Genomic DNA, 19178 nt, shown 5'->3' with positions numbered 1-19178 from the left:
CAGGTGGTGCTTTAAATTCAATTTAAGTAGTTTGTGTCCTCCTCCGATCATTGTAGTGTGAGTAATGACGGCAGTGGCAATTTTTTGAGTGAAAATTCTAATGAAAACAGTGTGGGAAGAAAAACCACATTCTTCTGCAAGGTAGGCTATTTTGTAATTCAGGTATTCAGGGGAGGTTTTTAATTTCTTAATGATATATTCAAGGCGATTCAGGAAGCAAGAAAAACCGCTAAAATCTTTTAATGTAACCAATCTAAAAAAACAGCGGCTATATAAACTTTGTCTCAAAAATAGTTGCAAGTTCAAGACCCTATTCCTAGTTTTATTACAACTGGAGTAAACATTTCCAATGGAGCTGCAAAAACAGGAGAGTACAGTATATGGACGTCATCTGGACCGGATGCAATTCTCTTAATAAAGTTTTCCAGGGAGGTATAATCTCCATTTTGAGTTCTTTCTTCAGGAATCAGCTGTGCTAATCTCGTTTCCAGCTTTTCAATATGCATAAATCCTAGATAAATATCAGAGCTATAAACCGTTGTTTGGTATTCGCTTAAATTAACACAGGGATTATGAATATTAGCCCCTGACATTCTGGCTTCATGAATATAAACTTCACTTCTGTAGAACCCACCGCCATTATTAATAGCAGAGACCATGAATTCAATAGGGTAGTAGACTTTAAGATACAAACTCTGGTAGCTTTCCACAGCATAAGAAGCGGAATGAGCTTTACAGAATGAGTATCCTGCAAAAGATTCGATCTGACGGTATACTTCCATCGATAATTGTTCTGGATGTCCCAGCCTTTTACAGGATTCAAAGAAGTTGTCTTTTACCTTTTGTAAAGCAGATAAGGACCGTCCTTTACCGCTCATAGCTCTTCTGAGTACATCACCATCAAGAGCAGATAGCCCACCGAAATGCAATGCAATTTTAATAACATCTTCCTGGTATACCATAATGCCATAGGTTTCTCCTAATTCCTTTTCAAAAACCTCATGGAAGTACTCGAATTTTCTAGGATTATTGTGCCTGAAGATATATTCCCGCATCATTCCGCTTTGGGCAACTCCGGGGCGGATAATGGAAGAGGCGGCAACCAGTACTTTGTAATTGTCGCATTTCAGTCTTCTGAGTAAACCCCGCATAGCTGGTGACTCAATATAAAAACAGCCGATTGTCTTTCCGGAACTTAAGAATTTATTACATTGGGCTTCATCTTTTGAGAGAGAGGTATCCCGGATATCGATATCAATTCCTCTTTTTTCCTTCACCAGCTTTACCGTATCATTATTGTCTATTAGTTGATGTGTGAAACCAAGCTAATGTTATGCCAGCTAATTTAATAGATTCATTAGAAATATAATCTCTGTCAGTTTCGTTCCAAGCCCAATCAATTAACCTTTTTACTGCCGAATCATCATCATATTTATATTTTAAAATCTCAGTCCACTGTGCATCTCTATCTGCCATTGAAAAGCTCATTAAATGTTCGTGCAGTGAGTAAGCATTGAAATAGTGTTCGGGTATAGAAGATACAGATAAAATTGTTTCCCAAAATAAGTTAGAAGTACCTTCATAATTAAAAACAAAATTATTAACGTAATCTCTAGATTGTTCGTCAATAGTATTCACTTTTCTCCATAATAGACTCTCTACAAAAGATTCAATGATAGAATAATTATCTTTTAAATGAGGAACATATTCATAAAATTCCTTTCCTGTTTTTTCGGGTATTTGTATTGAGAAAGCGTCTATCAAACCCTGGTTATAATACAAATCATTTTCTTCTTTGACATATTTAAAAAGGTTTCCTCCGTCTTTAAATTCTAATTCTAAATCAGGATATTTTGTAAGTAAATACTTACAAAATAAATGGTCTTCAAATCTTTCGTAAGCTAAGTAAATACCCTCCTCATATTCACCTTTTTGTTTCCAAAATAAATTTTTAGAAAATATGCCTTCGGAAATGAGTTCATCAAGGAAGGTTCCTTTTTTTGATATATATTTCGATACGGTGTCCTCAATTAATTCAATTGCCTTCTCGTAAGCTACATATTTTACATCATTATCAATTTTATATTGAATAATTGCAGAAATTGATTTGTCAACTAAATTTAGTCCATTTGAATACTCAAACCTTTTTGGTGTTGCTAGTACTTCATTTACGTTTTTTACAAAAAAATCAATTATTGAAGTTATACCTTGAATTCCATCGGGGATTTTATTTTGCCCTGACTTATATATTCCCTCACAAAAGAGCTTTAGAAATAATGGATTTTGAAATTCGGGGTGTAAAAGAGGAACATTTGGTAGCTGTATGTTATAATTTGTAAAGAATAATTTGCTTGCTTCATATTCATTACTTCGAAATCCATATAATCTATGTTCTATAACATGTAGTGCTTTTATTTCATCCTTAGGAAAGATCAGATTTTTATACGAAGAGCGGATGCTTAATGCAAGACCTAAATGTTTATACTCTTTTATTTCATGAATAAAGCTTTTAATATTATCGCTCCAAAAATATTTTCCTCTAAGTATACTTCTTTATTTTCAATAAATCTACGGTTGTATGGGTTTTCCCAATCACGATATTTATAAAGTATTTCTGGAAATTCTATGTCGTCTAAAGTGCCAAAATTGAGTTGTGGTTTCATAAGTAGTTACTATTTTCAAACTAAGATAATAAACACATAAGAATTGTAATATCTCAGGAAGTAACAATTTTTTATAGATTCTACACAAAACAGTAACTTTTTACGTTTATCAACTTTCGCTTTCTTACAATTTCTGCTTCATGGATGTATCTAAATTTGTCATAGGAAAAACTAAAAAATGCGCTATCATGGAATATTTATACAAACAATATTTGTCAGAAAATAAGAATATTCGAGTTGAAGAAGGGATTATCATCATTCCTGATATTAGTGGTTATACAGATTTTGTCAATAGTATATGCATTGAAGCTGGCCGTTATATTACCAGAGAACTACTTTCTACAATTTTGCAAGCCAATAACATTGGGATGAACGTATCAGAAATCGAAGGTGATGCGATATTATTTTACAAATTTGGTAGGAAGCCCCCAGTACAGAAAATCTTAAAACTGTATGAATCAATGCTAAAAAGCTTTACGATAAAACTTAAGGAAATTGAATCTATCATTGGGTATGACTTAGGTTTATCATTAAAATTAGTAGCCCATTACGGGACTTTCTCAGAGTATACTATTGGAACTTTTAAAAAACTTTATGGGGAACCAATCGTTAAGACACATGCCCTTTTAAAAAACACGATAAAAAGTAAAACTTATATATTGATGACCAATGCTATTGCTTCTAAGGAATCGATAGAAAAGGAATATTGTTTTGTCAATTATCAATTAGAGAATAATTTTATAACAACCATAAAAAAGGAAAGAAATGGAACAAACAACAAAAACAACATTCGACCACTCAGTTTACAATCTGGTATTGTTTAAAAGCTATAAGGCAACTAAAAAACTAATTAAGTATAGCTTTTACATAGCTTTAATTTATTTTGCCTACGAAGGCTTTATGGCTTGGGATTAATTTCTCATTGCGTAACTGTCTGCCGTTGATGACAATAATTCATCAGCGGCTTTTTATTGTTTATCAGCATTGTGAAATTTTAAATACATTTGTTTAGGCTAAGAATCTATAGAAGCAAAGCAAAATGAATTAGTTTTACTTTAAAGTGCTAACGGTTTTAATTCTAAAAGTTAGAAATATGAAAGATTATAATAGTTACCGAATATCTGCACCTACAGAATTTAAAGATATTTTTTCACATTTTTATTATGCTGAGAATAGATCTAAGGAAACTGTAGAAAAAACACTTTTACCATCGTATCAGACGATCATGATTTTTAGTTTTGGTACTCCTGCATCGTTTATTTCTAAAAACAAAGAAGAAATTAAGGTTGAAAAATGTATTGTGTTGGGACCTATAAAACATGCTTTTAACTATATTTTGCCTGAAGGAGCGGAGATTTTGGTTTGCAATTTTAAAGATGATGCTTTTTTCAGGTTTTTTGGAAATACAGATTTGACTGAAGGTCTGGCTACCCACCCGGATGAATTACTTCATCAAAATTGTTTTACAACACTTTGGTCTGAATTAAAAAAGATTGATTCTAATGAAAATCGAGTTCAGGCTGTGTTAGATTTCTGTCAACCCTATTTACGGGATCGTAACAGAATCGCAGAACAGATTGCTGCCTTTGACCGGACTATCTTTAGCCCAATAAAGGAAATCTCTAAAAAGAACAAATTATCGGAAAGATCACTACAGACCAATCACAAAAAACATTTTGGCTATACCTCAAAGGAGATTTATCGATATCAACGTTTTTTAAAAGCTATTCAAATTATCCAGACCATTTCTTGCCAAAGTAGTAAAATAGATTGGTTTGATATCATCAATCAATGTGGCTATTACGATCAAAGTCAACTTATTAAAGACTTTAAATATTATATTCATCTCAGCCCTTCAAAATACCTGAAATTTCAGGAATCAATATGTGATCCTAAGAATTAATTGAATTTTTGTTTTTTTATATGTATTATATACCAATTGATGTTATGATTGGTTGAGTTTATCTATGTTTTTTAATCATACAAGTATGTAAAATAAGACTTCGTTTTCTTACAATTTTAGAAACTGTAATAGACCGAATTTTGAGGTATTAAAAAACAGTTTTTATGAAACAGACAAATCTTCTAATTACAGGAGCAACGGGAAGTGTAGGTACGCAACTCGTTAAGAAATTGGTTAACATGAATGTCTCTTTTAGAGCACTTGTTCGAAACAATGATCAGGGAGATCTAATGGCTAATTTGCCACAGGCAGAAATAGTCGTTGGTGATCTGTCGGACAGTGATAGCCTTGTTCAGGCATTGCATGGAATCGAGAAAGCATTTTTGCTTACCAATTCATCAGAGTACTCTGAAGAGCTTCAACTGAACTTTGTTAATGCAGCACATAAAGCAGGTGTAAAACATATTGTAAAATTATCTCAGCTGGCTGCAGACCAAGCTTCTCCAGTTCGTTTTCTCAGATACCATGCTATTGTTGAAGATAGAATCAAAGAGTTGGGAATGAATTACACATTTTTACGCCCCAATTTGTTTATGCAAGGTCTTATAGCCTTTGGACATTCCATTAAATATGAAGGGAAATTTTATGGTTCGTTGGGAAATGCTACTGTTAGTGCTGTTGACATTAGGGATATAGCAGGAGTTGCGGCGAGAATATTAACAGAGAATGGGCATGAAAACAAAATCTACAATATAACGGGAAAGGAATCTATCACACATTTTCAAATGGCAGAAACGCTTTCTCGCGTTTTAGACACTGAAATTACCTATGTAGATTTAAATTCCGAACAAATGGAGGGAGCATTAACTGTGGCTGGATTTCCGGAATGGCAAATAGGTGGTCTTATTGAAGATTATGCTCATTATGCAAGAGATGAGGCCTCTGAAATTTTTAATACTGTCCATGATGTAACGGGAAAACCGGCAATCGACTTCGAACAGTTTGTTTATGATCATTTAAAGTTTTTCAAATAATTTAATAATCTTAAAAATAATATACAATGAAAAAGTTAGTTTATGGTTTGCTTTTAATAGTGGGGCTACTTGCAATAACCATTATTTGTCTTGAAGTATTCACTTCATACTCGGTGTCAGAATCTATCAATAAAGAAGCTCCTGTAAAAACCTATCAGGAAATTACAATAAATGCTCCTGCACAAAAAGTTTATCAGATTATGAGTGATATAGATCATTGGACGGATTGGTACAGTGATGTTGAAGATCCTAAATTAAATGGGCCATTCAAAAAAGGAAGCTCTTTTGATTGGAAAAGTGGTGGATTAACCATTCATTCTACTTTGCATACCGTACAGCCAGGGCATAAAATCGGTTGGTCAGGTAAAGCTTTCGGAGCATTTGCCATTCATAATTGGTCATTTACAGAGCACGATGGAAAAACAACGGTAAAAGTTGAAGAAAGTATGGAAGGATGGCTAGTATCCCTAATGAACAAAACATTTCAGAAAGGCTTAGAAAATTCACTACAAATCTGGCTAAAGAATCTTAAGTTTAAAGCAGAGAAAAAGTAGATTTTAAGATAGTTATTTGTTTTTAAATAATTTGATCAATAAGAATCCGGAGAGCGTATAACTCTTCCGGATTCAAATTGTAAAATTAATTGATAATGAATTGTTTATTTTAATAAAGGAACAACTTACTGGAGTTGCTAACTTTGTTAGGACACAATTCTTATATTCTTTAACTTTAAGAGTATGAAAAACATCAGAAAAAATTACAGTTTAGAAATCGAAGATTCGACGAAGTCAATTTAAAATTCAGGCAGTATCTTTAAGTGAGCAGCGAGGCAATGTATCCTTAGTAGCTCAAGAATTGGGTATTTGCAAAGAAAGTTTAGTCAATTGGAGAAAGCTTCACAAAGAAGGTAAACTTACAAAGGAAAAACAGATTTCCTCTGGTCCCATAAGAGAAGAACTGCTGAGGCTTTGAAAGGAACTTGAGGAAACAAAGCTTGAGCATGACATCTTAAAAAAGGCGGTAGGCATCTTCTTGGGGAGAGACGGGTAAGGTATAAATTTATCAAAGAACACGCTAATGTGTTTCCTGTCGGGAAAATGTGTGAGGTATTAAAGGTAAGCAGGAGCAGTTTCTATCATTGAAAGAAAACCTACTATGAGATCAGAAAGAAGAGCTGTTTTATCTGCGGAGATCTTCAGTATCTATCATTGGAGCCATTATTTAAATCAGAATTTTCGGGTTAAAAACAGCAGAGAAGTATGGGTTTCTGATATTACCTATATCCGTACAGGTCAGGGCTGGTTATATCTCACTATAGTTATTGACTTATTTGACAGAAAGGTTAATGATACAATAGATGGTATTGCACATACTCATTATGACGATTTGTTATCTGTTTTTTCACCTGATGATTTAATGGCTATGACTACAGCAAAAGCCGGTCAAATTGACCACTCAATTACGGAGTAAATTGACCACTGATTTCGGAGCAAACTGACCACCAGATTCCAGTTCAAATTGACCACCTCTTATTTGGTTTAAATTTGATATAAAAACTACTGATTTTTTCATGATGTTAGCGTCATACATTCGTTAAAAAAAGCGGATTATGGCAAACAAAATAACAGACATAAGTAAAATTAGAAAAGTCATTAAATTCTATAGCAGTGGAAAGAGTAAGTTATTTATAAGCAGCTATTTATCCCTTTCCAGAAACACGGTAAAGAAATATATTTCTTTATTTGAGGTTCTGGGTTTAAATCTTGAGATCATTAATGAGAAGACTGATGCCGAGCTGGAGCTTCTATTTTCCCATAATACAGTTGAATCTATCAGCCCCAAACTACAGGCTTTGCAGGCTTTTTTTCCTAGAATGGAGCGTGAGCTGAAAAAAGTAGGTATCACGATCCATCATATGTGGGAGCAGTATATTGCTCTTCATCCGGATGGTTTTCAGAGTTCCCAGTTCCGGTATCATTACAAGGTATGGGGTAAACGGGTGAACCCTGTGATGCATATGAATCACAAATCCGGCGATAAGATGTATGTCGATTATGCCGGTAAAACGCTCTCCATCGTTGATAAAGAAAGTGGAGAGCTTAAAGAGGTTCAATTCTTTGTAGCTATCTTGGGAGCCAGCCAGTATACCTATGCTGAAGCCTCTATGAGCCAGCAAAAGGAAGATTTTGTTCGTTCCGTAGAAAATGCGATACGCTTCTTTGAAGGTACTCCGGCTGCAATTGTCCCTGATAATTTAAAATCTGCGGTGATAAAAAGCAGTCGTTTTGAACCCACTATCAATGAGACCTTAGCCGATTTTGCTGAACATTATGAAACAACTATCCTACCTGCAAGAGCGTATAAACCGAGAGACAAATCTTTGGTAGAGGGAGCTGTTAAGATATTATACAGAAGGATCTACGCTAATCTGAAAGATACCAGCTCTTACAGCCTGGATGAGTTAAACCGTGAGATCTGGGATTTACTGGACTCTCATAATGCACGCAAACTCACAGGACGTCCTTATTCCCGCCAGGAATTATTTTTAGAAGACGAAAAGGAAAAAACTGCGTCCACTCCCACAAGGGCGTTTTGAGATCAAATACCAATCCTCTGCAACAGTGATGCAAAACGGGCACGTACAGTTGAGTCAGGATAAGAACTACTACAGTGTTCCGTATCAGTATATCAAGAAGAAGATCAAGGTCTTATACACATCCTCCACCGTAGAGATTTACTACAAATACAACAGGATTGCGATGCACAGGCTCAATTACAAACCTTATGTTTATACCACCATTACAGAACATCTAGCCAGTACCCATCAGTTTGTGGCCGGATGGAGTGCTGCCCGATTCATTGAATGGGCAGGCAGTATCGATGATGCGGTAAGTGAGTATATCATGCGGATCATTGAAAGCAGGAATCATCCTGAACAAGCCTATAAAAGCTGCCTGGGAATCCTGAACTTCGAAAAAAAAGTAGGCAGGGAAAGATTGATCAATGCCTGTAAGCGGGCATTGGATTTTAAGATCTACAGTTTTAAAACCGTACAAAAGATTTTAGAAAACAACCTGGATCAGATTGATTTTGAAAAAGAAGAGCAGCAGGATCAACAATTACCTGATCACGGCAATATCCGAGGAAAACAATATTACAATTAAATATCAAAACTATGAATGAACCCACCGTTAACAAAATGAAGCAAATGAAGCTTTACGGTATGCATAATGCTTTTAAGACCGCTATTGAAAGCGGAAAAACAGACCATTATACCCTCGACCAGTTTATATCGATGCTCATCGATGCCGAATGGGATGAAAGGCACAATAGACGCATAGAGCGCAGTATTAAAAATGCAAAGTTCCATTACAAATCAAGCATCGAAAGTATCAACTTTGATGACCCACGTAATCTCGACCGCAATCTGGTGTTGCGCCTTGCAGGATGCGAGTTCGTAGAGAAAAATGAAAATATCCTGATCACAGGAAGTACAGGCGTGGGTAAAAGTTACCTGGGAACCGCATTGGGTTATCAAGCTTGTATCGAAGGCTTCAAAGTCAATTACTTTAATACTTCCAAGCTGTTTGCCAAATTAAAAATGGCAAAAGCAGACGGATCATACCTGCGGGAACTTGCTAAGATACAGAGACAGGATGTGATCATACTTGATGATTTTGGACTCCAGGCATTAGACAGTGCCAACAGAATAACGCTGTTGGAGATCATTGAAGACCGGCACAATAACGGATCCATCATTGTAACATCCCAAATCCCGGTTCAGGGCTGGTACGATATTATTGGAGAAAAAACCATAGCTGATGCCATTCTGGACAGGCTTATTCATCAATCTCACCGACTAGAACTCCAAGGGGAATTTATGAGAAAGAAAAGAGGAGTTAACAAGGAGTAATTATTTATTATATTTGAATACTAATTGACACATGAAAAACAGTAGTTTTTATTAAAATTATGGGTGGTCAATTTAATCCGAAATTACCTGGTCAATTTAAATTGAAACCAGGTGGTCAATATCACTGGAATTTACAGGATAGATACTTGATAGATAGTTTTTCAGGATCAAGGTTATCAATTACACTCAATATCCCGAATGGCACAAGGAAGTACTGCGGCTCAATGATAGACAGGGTGTAGATATTACGTTGGATATTGCAGGTACTAAAACCATAGAACAGTCATTGCTTTCGCTCAAAGAAAACGGCTTTTTGGCAACTGCTGTATTTATATCAGGGTCGGCACTACCTATTGACATCCATAAACATTCCATCAATATGTCATTTATACGTGTACAGGGATTGGCGACGGGAAGCGCCGAAAGTTTCTCAAAAATGAACCGTGCTATTGAGATCAACAATATTCACCCCGTTATCGATACCGTTTATAAAATTGAAGAGGTCAAAGAAGCATATAAAAGGATTGAAAAAGGAGATATGGTTGGTAAAATCGTTATTTCCATCTAATCAGCGTTCTTCCATTGGATAAACTGAAGTTATGATTTGGATGGGGAAGCAAAAACCCTTGTCGATGATGAAGGAAATGTAATTATTGAAAAAGAGCCTGTCGAGAATGTTGTTACCTGGATTTATGATAACAGTGATCGGGATGTACTTACTCCGATTGCTAAACTGATTAATGATAGGAAATATTCTGTAATAAGTTATAAGAGATCCGCCTTACAAGAATTTATAATTTCAAACAGAGCAATTCCTAAAGCAATAAATATTTGCTTGTTTTTCCAATCATTGAATTGCTCTAAATCTTAAAATTTAGATAACTGTTTAAACATATAATCTATACACTTATTCACTAATTTATTAATATGATTTTAGACTAGCTAAGTAAAGTTGTTAGAAATTACTTTCTTTTTCCGCAGCTTTTTCCCAAGTATCATTTCACTTGTTAGGAAACAGGCTTTATACGGAAGTGATCTTTATTTAATCAGGTTTATTTCATTAATTGCAAAACGGCAATAGCTATTTTTGATATTCAGCGAGCTTCTTACCACCTTTTACAAAGGTGAATGTTTCCTGTATTTCATAGGCATGTGCTGCGGAACAAAAAAGTGCAATTCTGTCGGATAACTTTTTTACTTCATCGCTTCTGAAAAAGGTGTCTTGGGCATTTTTGTCCCTGAAGCCAAGAATTAGCGAAGCTTGGAATTGTACTTCTTCCGCATTGTCGTGTTGTACGTTTGGTGTATTCCATTGCTTTTGGTTCCAGGGCATGTATACCTTGTTCCTCAACTCTTTCAAAACACGCAAATTTGCCAAGGCGGGAGTAAGTTCATTATTGATAAATTTTTTAAATTCCTTTTTATCTACACCTTCTTTAATCCTAAAGAAAACCATACTTCTTGCTTGAATTTTTTCATCAGAATCATTCAAGCTATACCACTTGGAAGCATTTCCCAATGCCGCGTAAAGTAAAGTACGTTTGAAAAGGTTTACTTCGTCCTCGTACGCCAGTTTGTTCTGCTTTTTTCCTCTAAAGACTGAGAAGATATTTCTGAGCGTAACATCTGCTACACCGTCAATCTTACGGTCAGATGGGATAGATGTTTCTACACCATTGATTAAAGGCCAAAGCCCATTGTTTTCTTCGGTAAAGTGTATCTGACGGTATTCTTCAAGTCCCTTATTTGCCGAAATGATCTGCGAGTGTGGATATTTCCAACGTTCCATTCCGGCCTGGCGAGGTTTATCGGTGCGCATCCATAACAAAATGGAAGATGAAGTGTGATTTTCCGATTTTATGGAGGTGTGCACATTTTCAGCTTTTGCCTCTATGTTCTGGGCATAGCTGTGCGTAGGTACAGATAATGCCAATAAAAATATTGCTGCTAATTTTTTCATTGCTAAATTATATAATTGTTGAAAATTATGATGCACAAAATGCCAGTGCTCTTTTTACAAAATCCCAGTGCTGCTGAAACACGCCTCCGTGCCGCGGTTCGTAGTAAATATGTATGGTAGCATCTGGTAAACGCTTTGTGAGACTGTATGAGTTAGGAGTTGGTACCATCCTGTCACTATTGATAAAATAGCCGCTTTCACTTTCACGTTGGATTCGTGCTTCAAATTTGCTGCTCATAAGGTCTTATTTTTAGTAAATTTTCTATTTCAATGATTTTTTATCTTTAGCCGGGTTAACCAGTCCATAGGTAAATTTTGGTACAAGACGGTTTAATAGGTACACAAGTTTTGTATCCCCCACACGTATCGTTAACTGGTTTTTATGCAATCCACTGATAAGCCCTTTTACGAACTGCTCCGGAGATAGTTTTTTGTCTTTTCTGTCTGCTGTCATCTCGGTATCAACCAGCGGAGGCAGCAATTCAAAGACTTTTACATTACTGCCAATAATATGCAGATGCTCTCTTAATGACCTGGTGTAAAATGCCAAAGCGGCTTTGGATGCAGAATAGGTTGCTTCCATGACAGAGGGTACGATACTGAGTATGGATGTCGTATTGATTATGGCGGCTTCTTTTCTTGATTTGAGCATATCCATAAACAGGTTGTTCAGACGGATAACACCAAGATAATTAACCTCCATTTCGTAGGCTGCTCCATTAAGATGCCTATCATCAGCAATGCCAAGATTTAATGGCGGGACGCCAACCCCGGCGTTATTATAGAGGATATCTATACCTCCCAAAGCAGATACCTGAAGGTAGAGTGCTCTGGCATCTTGCTGGTTTCCTGCATCGCTCTGTATTGCAATAAGTGAAGGATACCTGTTCCTTGCTTCATCTAGTTTCTGCTGGTTTCTGCCTGTTATGATAACCTTTGCTCCAATTTCAAGAAACTGTTTTGCGGCTTCCAGTCCTATACCCGAACCTCCACCTGTTATCAAAATTGTTTTTCCTTTTAATTCCATATAATTTCTTTTTAACAGGGATGTGCCCATCTAAGAGCACATCCCATGAACCGCTTTAATTACGGCTGTTTATCCTCTGTTGCGTGAAAGGCTGGCGAACGCTTCCCGGGTAGCGGCTGCATAGGCCTTTGTTTCACCAACGGGTACTTCAAACTGATCTTTTTCAAGGGCGATGAAAAGTTCATCTGCCACTTCCGAAGGCGGTATTCCGTTCGCTCCTCCAATTTCAGCAGAGAATTCTGTGTTTACCAGTGGTGGATAAACCTCGTATACTTGAAGGCTTTTAGATTCCTCGTAGGTTTGTCTCAACGCAACTGTATAGCTGTGCAATGCTGCTTTTGTCGCTCCGTAAGTCGGAAGGAATTTGTGGCTTCCATAAACAGCGATTGATGATATGTTCACTACCGCTGCCGACTCTTTCTCTAATAGGAGGGGCAATAACAGTTCTGTAAAATGGATTACCGAAAAATAATTGGTATTCATTTCGATCTGTGCCTTTTCGTGGGTATTGGTTGTTTCACTCAATAAATATCCGAAAGCTGCTCCTGCGTTATTAATGATAATGTTCACATCTGAATGCTTTGTTTTCAATTCTTCAGCGATTCGTAATCGATCAGCTTCTATCGAGAGATCACCCTGGATAGCAGTAGCGTTGTCAAGTTGCTGCAGTGCATTGGTAAGACGTTCTTCATTACGTCCGTTAATAATCACCTTATTTCCGGCTGCACTTAGATTTTTTGCGATAGCGAGGCCGATACCGGCACTTCCGCCGCTTATGAATACTGTATTTCCTGTTGTTTTCACTTTATAAATTCTAAAATTAAATGATGTGACTGTCGTGATGGTTAGTCTTTCAAAAAGCTGTTTACCTCAGATGTAAAATCATTATGGTACTGGTACAAAGCTCCATGCCCTGAATCGCTCCAGATGACCAATTTGGCATTGGGGATATTCTGGACCATATTATAAGAGTCCTGCGTGGCAACCATGATATCATTATTACCATTAACAATAAGTGCAGGCTGTCTGATTTTTTTTAGCAAGGTAAACTCTTCATCCTGTTCACTTCCCCAACGGATAATTGCTGCTGCCTGATTCTGAATAGCTGTTTGGGTAAAGGCTGGAACACGGTCTTCTTTTATTCTTTTCTGCAACCTTTCCGTATAGTCAAGTCCTGCTTTCTGGCTTGTCGCTGAGGGTGAGAAAAAAAGATATAGACGGGGATTTTCCGGCTCCGCTTTTCGGGCAGCTTCCACATGCTTAAGTATGTTGGCTGTATACTTACCTCCTTTATGACCTGTACCGGCCAGGATAACTTTGTTAACAAGATCGGGATTCTCTGCTGATACGACCTGTGCCACAAACCCACCTATGGAAAACCCTAGCAGGTTAACCTTTTTATGCCCCAGCGCTCTGATTATATCTGCGGCATCCGCAGCCATGCCTTCAATTGTCTCCGGGGTAGTGCCTGCTGAACCTCCCACACCTTTGTTATCCAGAAGTATGATAGGGTGTTTTTCAGCAAGGGGGTTAATAACCGCAGGATCCCAATCATCCATAGTTGCTACAAAATGGATAAAAAATACCAGGGGAATACCTTCTTTCTGACCGAAAGAACGGTAAGCATATTTAGTACCCTTTACCTCAATATATTGGGTAGGTGCAGTTTCCTGTGTATACACGGTAACTTTTTCGTTTTTACTGTCCATCGTTTTATTTTTTTTTGATTGGGAAAATGCTGTATTGACTGTCATACAGACCAATAGGGAAGCAATCCCGATTTTACGGATAATTGTTATTTTCCTCTGCATTATTATTAGTTCTTTTGGAGTGCCGGATAGTCTGTATATCCTTCTGCTCCCGGTGTATAGAATGTATTTTGATCTGGAATGGCAAGCTCCGCATCGGTACGGAATCTCTCAACCAGGTCCGGATTAGCGATAAATGGAGTTCCGAATGATACCAGATCAGCATCACCGGCTTCCAGTACGGCATTGGCCGTTTCTTTCGTGAAACCACGGTTGATGATGATAGTGCCATTATAAATGCTGCGGAAGTGTTTGGCCACCTCCTGGATAGCGAATGGGTTTCCTGTAACATCTGTAAATGGTTCGGTTAGATGAATGTAAGCCAATCCATAGCCGTTAAGCCTATCAACAATATAATCATAGATGGCGATCGTCTCATCGTCAACAGAAATACCCATAAGATTATTTAATGAAGGATTAAAACGTACACCGACACGTGAAATGTCCACAGCTTTTTTAAGTTCATCGAGGATTTCAAAGAGAATACGTGCACGGTTTTCTATAGAACCACCATATTGATCATTTCTTTGGTTGCTGTTCTTACTGAAAAACTGCTGTAAAAGATAACCGTTTGCTCCATGCAACTCTATACCATCAAAACCTGCTTTGAATGCATTGACAGCTGCCTGTCTGAAATCTGCTATGGTTTGCTTGATATCCTCCAGGCTCATTGCTCTGGAAGTTTCACTTTTCTTGAAACCGGTAGGCGTGAATATATCCAGATCTGGATTATAGCTTGATGGAGCCAGCGGTGCGTTTCCATTGTGATGGTCAGGATGCGAATATGCTCCTGTATGCCAAAGCTGGACAAAAATTTTCCCACCTTTTTCATGCACAGCATTTGTAGTTAGTTTCCATCCTTCTATTTGCTTTTCAGAATAAATGCCTGGCACATTCGGAACACCCACGCCATCTCTACTAATAACAGTGCCTTCTGTAATAATAAAACCAGCAGACGCTCTTTGTCCGTAATATTCAGCATTTAATAATGTTGGGGCATTATCTGCATTATCCGATCGGCTTCTGGTCATTGGAGCCATAACGATCTTATTTGACAATTCTACACTCCCTAGAGTGTAGGGTTTGAAAATGTTTTCTGTACTCATTTTTTTTATTTTTGGTAAATGATTTTTATTTTAAAAGGAAATTATGAATATAACCCACAATAAGTTCAGGGCTTTGGTAATGGGGAGCGTGGCCTGCGTCATTAAGGATAAAATGCTGTAGGGTAGGTGCATTTTTTAACAATGGGAACCAATTCTCTACTGCAAGAGATATGTCGTGATCTCCCGAAATAGCAAAAACAGGTACCTGTAAGGTTTTATAACCTTCCCTAACATTGAGGGCATCCTCGGTTGCACTCGCAATGCCGGCAATGTACCGACCGATCAATTCTTCAGTAGAAGGTACTTTACTCCAGTCCAGACGTTCATGGATTCTGTCTGTTGAAGCTTTGGCTGCTGATCTGCTTTTTTCCGATGTAGGTTCGAAGAATAGAGTGACCCAATCTTCAAAATCGTAGGCAGGCTTAGGGGCCAGCTCTAGAAAAAGAGGCTCAAGCGGAACTTCGTTTTTCCCTATTGGATTTCCTCCGATTACGGTATTGCTCAATATGCGGTCCTGTGCCAACCACGTAGCATATTGGGTTACAAACGTACCGTAAGACCATCCCAAGACATGGAATTTATCAATACCCAGGCTGTCGGCCAACTTAATGATCTCACTGGCAACTTCCTTAATATCGGTTGGCAGTTCTCCTTCTGAATAACCGATACCAGGGTAATCAAAAGTGATCACGGTGTTCTTTTCCGCTAATAGATCCAGAAATAATGGGTCCCAGGTATCCAGAGTTCCCCTGAAGCGATTGGCAAGTATGATCGGAGATCCGTTTCCGATCTGACGATAGGCTATATTCCTGTTTTCGATGCTTACAAATTTGGTTTCTGATGTTAACGCTGTTTTACCCATAATGAATGTATGTGTTATGTATTATGTATTATACTTTTTAGTCTATTTTAAAACAATAATATACTTTTTAGTCTATTTTAGTTCAAAAAAATTAGTTGCTATATTGTTCGAGTTCGGCTTTCAGGTTTTTTATCAGAGAAACCATAGGTTTTGTAGAATTCATTACCCTACACATGACAATGCCTCCTTCCACAGCAGCCACAATCTTAAATGCAATGACAGAAGGTTCAAGTTCTTTTGAAAACTCTCCATCTTGTATGCCTTGTTTCAACAGGTTCGTAAGATCTTCCTGCCCTGCACGGAATACGGATGCTACCTTCTCTTTGATCAGTGGGAAATTATCGTCCGCTTCAGCTGCAGTATTAATGATGGGACAGCCTCCCGGGACAAATGTCTGGATGGGATCTTTGTAAAAATCTAAAAAATTGAACAGTTTTCCTTTTACTGTTTTTCCCTTAGCAACTTCCAGTCTCATCTGGTCTGATATCTTTTTTAGCAACAGATCGACCACCTGGTTTGTAAGATCCTCCTTGTTTTCAAAATGACTATAAAGACAGCCTTTTGTGAGCTTTGTAGCTGCAAGGACATCATCAATGCTGACTCCGGAAATACCTTTCTGATTGTATATCGGCGCCGCTGTATGAAGTATAAATTGCTTTGTTTTTTCTGCTTTCGTCAACATGATCTTTCTCTATAACGTTGCAAATATACTAAAAAGTATTTTTAAAAATATACTTTTTAGTATTTTTTTATTTACCATAATTATTGGAATTGAAAAAATGATTTAGGTCACTTAGATTATAGGGTAATATTTGGTAGGCCCTAAATTTCGAATATCATCTATTACTTTTGATAAATCTTCCAAGAAGAAAAGACTTTAGCCAAAGCAATGACATTATCACACTTTCTCAAAACGCTATGTTATAGCAGTCTGTTAAAGCTACTATTGTCAAGCAAACAATAAAGTACACGAAAAAGTCCAACTATTAAAAGCCAAACCGATGTTAGTAGTAATTTTTATTTTCCGTACGATATCATGTCAAATTTATACTTGTCATTGTTCGCCTTTTCATAATTGTCATTTTTTGCCTTTTCGTTTTTTCTAAAAATAAAGGCATAAGCATAATTTTTACTTTGTCTTTCTAATTTTACTTTTCGTTCCAAACCGATTAAGTCAAATTCATAAATTCCTTGCTCAATGTCAAATCCTCTTGCCGGATAATATTTTTCAAGGATTTCTTCTGGTCCACTTGGAATGATATTTTCTTTGTCAGTGATATTTTCTTTAATATTTTCAAGTCGATAAGGGTTTTGCGTCATTTTACAGACATACATTCAATGACAAAGAGGTACTAAATGGGAGTTTCAAAATATGGTTTTCCAGAACGTCTTTTTTTTGACAATAAAGACGATGACAAAACAAGTTACTTTTTAGAGGAGATTGACATTGACCTTTCAGTGGAATCAAAATTTGATTACCCGTCGTTGGGACAAGTTAAAGCTGCAATTTCGGAAACATCATTTCAGTTTGACAATGGACAGATTATTGAAGAATTTGGAAATAAAAAATGGGCTTGTAGACTTTACGAAAATGGGGAAGTAAAAACACCCATTTATATTAACCATGTTATTTTTGACAATGACAAGGTAAAAGATATTAGTTTTCAACGTGGAGACGACAAAGCTATTATTGAATTTTTATGGCATTTGTCAAAATATTGTGGGAGCATTTTATTTTATTGTGACACAGGTTCAATGATATTAATTCGGACAGACAAAACGATTGAAGAAACCCAGAAAAATTTTTACGAGGAAAATTAACTTGAAAGACCTAACGCAAGACAAAACTGCCGCTAACAGGGGATTTGTGTTATGATGGGCTGACGAACAAAGGTTTATCTTTAGTTTTTCAATTTGGCTTTTAGTTATAGGTTGGGCTGACGTTCCCTGATTCCCCACCACAACACAAAGCCCTAAACCGTTAGCTGATATAATATGAGAGATACTCACAAAACATATTGACACAAATTTACGCTGGATCAAAAAAAACACTTTTTAGAATTGAAGTCTGTGACTTTGGCATTTTTTGTTATTCTTTTAATTGTGAGTCAATCTATTGGTATGACAATAGAGGGTCTATTGGTAAATATTATAACTATTTAGGTCTAAAAAAGGAATTGCTCTTCTGAAAGAAAAAGAATTAAATGACAAGCTGTTAAATCTGTCAATCGATAATTTAGAAAAAATTAAAGAAGATATCATAGAGTTACTTGGACTGTTTGAAGTTGGTACCTATAATGTAGATTTTCACAAATCTACTGAAGGGCATAATGAATATGGATTAAATTACTACAACATCATTTTCCCTAAATTTGATAATTCCAATTTTACAGAGGATGAATTGGCTCAAGATTTCAGGGTAATTTTCGACAAACTAGTTAGTGAAAGAGGTAATTATATACCTGCGGACATTGTAGATTTCTCAGCAACAAATTTCTATGATGGTCGTGAAACTTGTATAATTGCTACTAAGACAGAAAGTGAACTTGAAGATTCTAGAATAGAATATTACAGAGAACAAATTAGAAACGGAAAGGGGGATAATATACTTTAATGTACAAAGTAGATGTTATTAAATTTGGAGTTGCTAACTTTGTTAGGACACAATTCTTATACTCTTTAATTTTAAGAGTATGAAAAAGATCAGAAAAAATTACAGTCTAGAGTTTAAAATTCAAGCAGTATCTTTAAGCGAGCATCGAGAGAATGTATCTTTAGTAGCCCAAGAATTGGGTGTTTGTAAAGAAAGTTTGGTCAATTAGAGAAAGCTTCACAAAGAAGGTAAGCTTACAAAGGAAAAACAAATTTCCTCTGATCCCATAAGAGAAGAACTGCTGAGGCT

Annotated in this window: 23 protein-coding genes and 1 pseudogene; 13 read left to right on the top strand and 11 right to left on the bottom strand. The window is 36.6% G+C overall.

Translation table 11 applies throughout. The features are described 5' to 3' along the window. Positions 1-374: 374 nt before the first annotated feature. The 3 genes and pseudogenes from ABD745_RS13135 to ABD745_RS13125 form a co-directional block, all read right to left on the bottom strand. Positions 375-1295 (bottom strand): annotated as a pseudogene (locus ABD745_RS13135) (helix-hairpin-helix domain-containing protein); the annotation flags it as partial. Further along, positions 1294-1764: a hypothetical protein gene (locus ABD745_RS13130; RefSeq protein ID WP_344830569.1), complete on the bottom strand. Its 471-nt coding sequence runs from the start codon at positions 1762-1764 to the stop codon at positions 1294-1296. The gene ABD745_RS13130 and the pseudogene ABD745_RS13135, both read right to left, overlap by 2 nt. A gap of 725 nt (positions 1765-2489) precedes the next feature. Then, positions 2490-2663, bottom strand: a complete 174-nt coding sequence (locus ABD745_RS13125; protein ID WP_344830567.1) for a hypothetical protein — start codon at positions 2661-2663, stop codon at positions 2490-2492. A 188-nt stretch (positions 2664-2851) separates the two neighbouring features. Between ABD745_RS13125 and ABD745_RS13120 the strand changes: the two genes are divergently transcribed. The 11 genes from ABD745_RS13120 to ABD745_RS13075 all read left to right on the top strand — a co-directional run bounded on the left by ABD745_RS13120 (position 2852) and on the right by ABD745_RS13075 (position 10384). Further along, entirely contained in the window at positions 2852-3487 is a 636-nt protein-coding gene (locus ABD745_RS13120; RefSeq protein ID WP_344830565.1) for a DUF2652 domain-containing protein, read from the top strand. Between the two features lie 269 nt (positions 3488-3756). Then, positions 3757-4566, top strand: coding sequence for an AraC family transcriptional regulator (locus ABD745_RS13115; RefSeq protein ID WP_344830562.1), 810 nt, complete (start codon positions 3757-3759; stop codon positions 4564-4566). Positions 4567-4730: 164 nt separating this feature from the next. After that, positions 4731-5600 (top strand): SDR family oxidoreductase, encoded by an 870-nt coding sequence (locus ABD745_RS13110; protein WP_344830559.1) that lies wholly within the window; start codon positions 4731-4733, stop codon positions 5598-5600. Positions 5601-5626: 26 nt separating this feature from the next. Next, positions 5627-6154 (top strand): SRPBCC family protein, encoded by a 528-nt coding sequence (locus ABD745_RS13105; protein WP_344830557.1) that lies wholly within the window; start codon positions 5627-5629, stop codon positions 6152-6154. 223 nt (positions 6155-6377) lie between these two features. Beyond that, the gene (locus ABD745_RS21590; protein WP_425549805.1) at positions 6378-6572 is read left to right on the top strand and encodes a transposase; all 195 of its coding nucleotides are present in this window, start codon (positions 6378-6380) and stop codon (positions 6570-6572) included. A 183-nt stretch (positions 6573-6755) separates the two neighbouring features. Beyond that, positions 6756-7070: a hypothetical protein gene (locus tag ABD745_RS13100; protein WP_344830555.1), complete on the top strand. Its 315-nt coding sequence runs from the start codon at positions 6756-6758 to the stop codon at positions 7068-7070. A gap of 139 nt (positions 7071-7209) precedes the next feature. Continuing rightward, positions 7210-8196 carry an IS21 family transposase gene (gene istA, locus ABD745_RS13095; RefSeq protein ID WP_344830552.1) on the top strand — a complete coding sequence of 329 codons (987 nt, stop codon included), beginning with the start codon at positions 7210-7212 and terminating at the stop codon, positions 8194-8196. A gap of 28 nt (positions 8197-8224) precedes the next feature. Beyond that, complete coding sequence (locus ABD745_RS13090; protein ID WP_344830549.1) at positions 8225-8764, top strand: Mu transposase domain-containing protein; 540 nt, start codon at positions 8225-8227, stop codon at positions 8762-8764. 11 nt (positions 8765-8775) lie between these two features. After that, positions 8776-9513, top strand: a complete 738-nt coding sequence (gene istB / locus ABD745_RS13085; RefSeq protein WP_344830546.1) for an IS21-like element helper ATPase IstB — start codon at positions 8776-8778, stop codon at positions 9511-9513. Positions 9514-9679: 166 nt separating this feature from the next. Further along, positions 9680-10081, top strand: coding sequence for a zinc-binding dehydrogenase (locus ABD745_RS13080; protein ID WP_344832311.1), 402 nt, complete (start codon positions 9680-9682; stop codon positions 10079-10081). A gap of 36 nt (positions 10082-10117) precedes the next feature. Further along, positions 10118-10384 carry a hypothetical protein gene (locus tag ABD745_RS13075; RefSeq protein WP_344830545.1) on the top strand — a complete coding sequence of 89 codons (267 nt, stop codon included), beginning with the start codon at positions 10118-10120 and terminating at the stop codon, positions 10382-10384. 210 nt (positions 10385-10594) lie between these two features. On the opposite strand, the gene ABD745_RS13070 is transcribed toward ABD745_RS13075, so the two are convergent. The 8 genes from ABD745_RS13070 to ABD745_RS13035 all read right to left on the bottom strand — a co-directional run bounded on the left by ABD745_RS13070 (position 10595) and on the right by ABD745_RS13035 (position 17596). Next, entirely contained in the window at positions 10595-11473 is an 879-nt protein-coding gene (locus tag ABD745_RS13070) for a hypothetical protein (RefSeq protein WP_344830542.1), read from the bottom strand. Positions 11474-11735: 262 nt separating this feature from the next. Further along, entirely contained in the window at positions 11736-12500 is a 765-nt protein-coding gene (locus ABD745_RS13065) for an SDR family oxidoreductase (protein WP_344830540.1), read from the bottom strand. A gap of 69 nt (positions 12501-12569) precedes the next feature. Further along, positions 12570-13304 (bottom strand): SDR family oxidoreductase, encoded by a 735-nt coding sequence (locus ABD745_RS13060; RefSeq protein ID WP_344830538.1) that lies wholly within the window; start codon positions 13302-13304, stop codon positions 12570-12572. A 41-nt stretch (positions 13305-13345) separates the two neighbouring features. Beyond that, positions 13346-14311, bottom strand: coding sequence for an alpha/beta fold hydrolase (locus tag ABD745_RS13055; RefSeq protein ID WP_344830536.1), 966 nt, complete (start codon positions 14309-14311; stop codon positions 13346-13348). 5 nt (positions 14312-14316) lie between these two features. Beyond that, positions 14317-15414 carry an alkene reductase gene (locus ABD745_RS13050; RefSeq protein ID WP_344830533.1) on the bottom strand — a complete coding sequence of 366 codons (1098 nt, stop codon included), beginning with the start codon at positions 15412-15414 and terminating at the stop codon, positions 14317-14319. A gap of 25 nt (positions 15415-15439) precedes the next feature. Beyond that, positions 15440-16276: an alpha/beta fold hydrolase gene (locus ABD745_RS13045; protein ID WP_344830531.1), complete on the bottom strand. Its 837-nt coding sequence runs from the start codon at positions 16274-16276 to the stop codon at positions 15440-15442. A 91-nt stretch (positions 16277-16367) separates the two neighbouring features. Next, entirely contained in the window at positions 16368-16958 is a 591-nt protein-coding gene (locus tag ABD745_RS13040) for a TetR/AcrR family transcriptional regulator (protein ID WP_344830529.1), read from the bottom strand. 335 nt (positions 16959-17293) lie between these two features. Beyond that, entirely contained in the window at positions 17294-17596 is a 303-nt protein-coding gene (locus ABD745_RS13035; protein ID WP_344830526.1) for a hypothetical protein, read from the bottom strand. Positions 17597-17632: 36 nt separating this feature from the next. Here ABD745_RS13035 and ABD745_RS13030 point away from each other — a divergent pair, with 36 nt between their 5' ends. Both ABD745_RS13030 and ABD745_RS21585 read left to right on the top strand, forming a co-directional pair. Continuing rightward, on the top strand, positions 17633-18097 hold the full coding sequence (locus ABD745_RS13030) for a hypothetical protein (RefSeq protein WP_344830523.1): 465 nt from the start codon (positions 17633-17635) through the stop codon (positions 18095-18097). 872 nt (positions 18098-18969) lie between these two features. After that, entirely contained in the window at positions 18970-19098 is a 129-nt protein-coding gene (locus tag ABD745_RS21585) for a transposase (RefSeq protein ID WP_425549797.1), read from the top strand. Positions 19099-19178: the final 80 nt, after the last annotated feature.

The sequence above is a fragment of the Chryseobacterium ginsenosidimutans genome, assembly GCF_039536845.1.
Lineage (GTDB): Bacteria > Bacteroidota > Bacteroidia > Flavobacteriales > Weeksellaceae > Chryseobacterium > Chryseobacterium ginsenosidimutans_B.
Note: the sequence above shows the minus strand (reverse complement) of the source record. Positions and strands in the feature narration are given on the sequence as shown.